This window comes from Lactobacillus melliventris, assembly GCF_042679465.1.
Classification (GTDB): domain Bacteria; phylum Bacillota; class Bacilli; order Lactobacillales; family Lactobacillaceae; genus Lactobacillus; species Lactobacillus melliventris.
The window spans coordinates 1-1,493 of record NZ_JBHTMT010000013.1 but is presented as its reverse complement, the minus strand read 5'-3'; the positions used below and the strand labels follow the sequence as shown (position 1 = coordinate 1,493).

At 44.3% G+C, this 1,493-nt stretch carries 1 protein-coding gene; it reads right to left on the bottom strand.

Annotation, left to right across the window (positions count from 1 at the left end):
• Positions 1-33: 33 nt before the first annotated feature.
• Positions 34-1,439 (bottom strand): IS3 family transposase gene (locus ACFQ32_RS10260; RefSeq protein WP_369792500.1). Its coding sequence is split into 2 segments (ribosomal slippage): positions 34-956 and positions 956-1,439, totalling 1,407 coding nucleotides; the frame shifts between segments, so codons are not numbered across the junction.
• Positions 1,440-1,493: the final 54 nt, after the last annotated feature.

Below are 1,493 nucleotides of genomic sequence, written 5' to 3'. Positions count from 1 at the left end.
TGAAGTGCAACTAAAAAGTTAGACATTTTAATATTACGCAAGACTCAATGCACGATTTCGATATTTGATCGGGGTCGTGTATTTTAGTTTGTTTGATCTTCTAATATGATTGAACCAGTAAACGTAATCATGCAGTACTTCCCGCATTTCTGCTAGTGAACTGATCTTAATGCGGTTGAGCTTCTCCCGTTTCATTAGGTTGAAGATGGTTTCTCCCGGTGCATTATCGTGGCAATTACCCTTGCGCGACATGCTTTGCTTAATCTTCATCTGTCTTAGTTTGGTCTGATAGCCGCTGTGGCGGTATTGAAAACCCTGATCTGAATGCAAAATAGGCTGGGCTGTTTTAGGCAGCTTGTGCTTAAGCTCTGCCAGCATATCATAAACCAGCTTCATGTTAGGCGAATAGCTGACTTGACAAGCCAGTATTTCCAGTGAGGCCTCATCAATGACCGGTGAAATATAAACCTTTTTGCCTGTGGTCAGCTTGTATTCGGTAATATCCGTGTGTAAGACGTGGTAGGGTCTGGTTTCATTAAACCGCTGCTTTAAAATGTTTTCCTTGATTACGCCTGCAGGGCCCGCATAAGAACTGTAGCGTGCAGTGCGCCTACTGTAGACTCTGGTCTTTAGTCCCAGCTGCCGCATCAGCTTGCGCACGGTATTGGGCGCATAGCTAAAGCCTTGATCTAAGAGTGCACCATGCATACGTCGATAACCGTAAGTCTCATCACTTTCTTGGTAGAAGATAGACTTGATTACGCCTTTAACAGCAGCGTATTTATCTAATCGGTTCAATCGGTGACTGCGGTTGTCGTAATAAGTTTTGCGGTTAAGGTGCAGCTTGGCAAGCAAAAGCTTTAACGGCACCTCAGGTCGCTCAGCCCGAATCTCCACGACTATTCTGGTTTTTTGCCGGTTGGTGAGCGTGGATATCGGGCAGCCACTTTTTTTAGGATTAAGTTATCCAATTCTAAGTCGGCTTTTTGTGCCTCTAGCTCAGCAACCTGACGACGCAATTGTTCTACTTCGGTTAGCTTCTTAGTGGGTTTAAGCTTCTTCTGACGCTTCTTTTTAGTCATGGTTGGTGGTCTCCCCTTGGATTTTGGGAGCAGCCCAGAGTAGCCTGCAGCCTGATAAGCCGCCAGCCATTGTCTTACTACTGACCGCGAAAGATTAAAAACTGCAGCTACCTGGAGTACTCCCATGTGATGTTCATGATAGAAGCGTACCACATTTAGCTTGAATTCAGGCAAATAAGTTTGTCGGGTGTGAGTAACCTTTAAAGCGGCTAAGCCATGTTTACGGGCACGTTCTGCCCAGGCCCTAATCTCGGTATGATCAATGCCGTATTCGCGTTCTAGTTTAGCTAAAGAGGTTTGGTGGGATAAGTATTTACTGCAAATTTCCATTTTCAAAGTAGTTGAATATTTAGTCATGAAAAAAGTGCTCCTAATAGTCAGATTAATGTCTAACTATTATGGAGCACTTCA